The 2418-nt window shown below is 53.6% G+C and carries 1 protein-coding gene; it reads left to right on the forward strand.

All coding sequences use genetic code 11. From position 1 onward, the window contains the following. The coding region (locus ACX1DY_RS31315) for a non-ribosomal peptide synthetase (RefSeq protein WP_458968028.1) at positions 1-2418 on the forward strand (2418 nt) is incomplete at both ends.

Raw genomic sequence — 2418 nt, forward strand, 5'->3', positions numbered from 1 at the left:
GGATTGATCCGCCTGGAAGAGGGGCGGCACGTGCTGCTGCTGGACATGCACCACATCGTCTCGGACGGCACGTCGATGGACGTGTTCGTGGAGGAGTTCGCGCGATTGTATGCAGGTGAAAAGTTGGCGCCGCTTGCGATCCACTATAAAGATTATGCGGTATGGTTGCGGGAGAAGATGCAGGGTGAGTCGTACCGGGTGCAGGAGCAATACTGGCTGGATGCGTTTGAGGAAGAGGCGCCGGTGCTGCAGCTGCCGACGGATTACGCGCGGCCGGCAGTCCGCCGGTTCGAAGGGGACCGTGCGGGCCAATGGTGGAGCGAGGAGGAGACGGAACGGCTGAAGCAGCTGTGCGCGAAGCAAGGGGTCACGCTGTACATGGCGCTTTTGGCGTCGTATGGCGTGCTGCTGTCACGCTATGCGGGGCAGGAAGATGTGGTCGTCGGTACTCCGGTGGCGGGGAGAAGGCACCCGGATGCGGAACGGATGATCGGGATGTTCGTTAACACGCTGGCGATGCGGAGCCGCCCGGCGGGAAGCAAACGGTTCGACGCGTACTTGGCGGAAGTGAAGGCCGCGGTGCTGGGGGCGATGGAGAACCAGGATTATCCGTTTGAGGAACTGGTGGAGAAGACGGAGGTGCGGCGGGATACGAGCCGGAACCCGCTGTTCGACACGATGCTGGTGCTGCAGAACATGCAGATGAGCGAATGGAAGCCGGAGGAGCTGACGATTCGGCCGTACCCGCAGGAATATCGGGTGGCGAAATTCGACCTGACCGTAGCTGCGTTCGAGCAGGAAGGACGGCTGTATTTCGATTGGGAATACAGCACGGCGCTGTTCAAGAAGGAAACTGTTTTAAGAATGATGCAGCATTATTCCAATATCATCGCTTGGATTGCGAATCATCCGGAAACGACTATTGGCAAAATCCAAATGATTTCGGAAGAGGATAAGACGCAGCTATTTATTGATTTTAATAATAAGGAAGAAACAGCCTCCGCCTATCAACCCGTTCATTATTTGTTTGAAGAGCAGACGGGTCAAGTGCCTGACGCCACAGCGCTGGTCTGGGAAGGCCAATCTATTACTTACCGTGAGCTGAATGATAGAGCCAATCAGTTTGCTCATCAGCTTCGCGCGAAGGGTGTCCGGTCTGATTCGGTCATAGGCATTCTTGCTGAAAGGTCTCCGGAGCTGATTGTCGGTATGATGGCGATACTTAAGGCCGGCGGCGCATACTTGCCGATCGACCCGGTGTACCCGTCGGAGCGGATCGCGTACATGCTGGAAGACAGCGGTACGCAGATTGTATTAATGCAGGAGGAGTGGGTCGACAAGGTACCGTTTCATGGAGAAACAATTGTTCTGAACCAATCGGCTGTATCGAATGAACCGACAATAAATCCTGAACGGATAAATAGTGAGAGCGACCTGATGTATGTTATTTATACCTCCGGGTCTACAGGGCAGCCGAAGGGCGTTATGATAGAGCACCGTAATTTTCACAATTTTTCTTTCTCGATCCAAAGCAACTTTGGCGGATCCTTTGTGCGGAATGACCGCTGCCTCAGTTTGACCAGCATTTCGTTTGACGTCAGCGTATGCGAATTATTTTTGCCGTTTGTCTTTGGTGCTGCCCTTGTCCTTTACCCGCTGCCCAAGCTCTCTGATCCTAAGCATCTTGCCGGTTTTCTGGTGGAAGAAAGGATCACATTCGCCTATTTGCCGCCTACGGTATTGAATGATATTTGCGATTTGCTTGAACCCCAGCGTGAAAAGGTAAGTTTAAACAAGTTGCTGGTCGGTGTCGAACCGATTAAAGATGTTACTTTGGACCGGTATTTTCAGTTCAGTCCCGAGATGAGAATCATTAACGGATACGGGCCGACGGAAACGACCATTTGTTCGAATATGTATGTTTTTAAGCATCAAAAGACATCTGGGAAAAATGTGCCGATCGGTAAGCCAATGCCCAATAATCAGAGTTATATTCTTAATGAATCGCTTATACCCGTACCTGTCGGAGTTGCAGGGGAACTGTTCATTTTCGGCGCCGGTGTCGGAAGAGGTTATTTAAACCGCCCGGATCTGACTCGCGAACGCTTTATCGATAATCCTTTCCTTCCCAACACATTCATGTACCGGACGGGAGACCTGGCCAGATGGCTGCCGGACGGGAACCTGGAGTACATGGGCCGGATCGACGAGCAAGTGAAAATCCGGGGGTACCGGATTGAGACAGGCGAAATCGAGCACCGTCTATTGCAGCACGCGGACGTGAAGGAAGCGGTGGTCATCGCCCGGAAAGACGAGCGGGACGAAGCGTACCTGTGCGCGTACGTGGTGAGCGGCGGAGCCTTCGACGCCTCCGAGCTGCGTGCGTATTTGAAGCGCAGCCTGCCGGAGTACATGGTG

Source organism: Paenibacillus sp. BAC0078 (assembly GCF_054483875.1).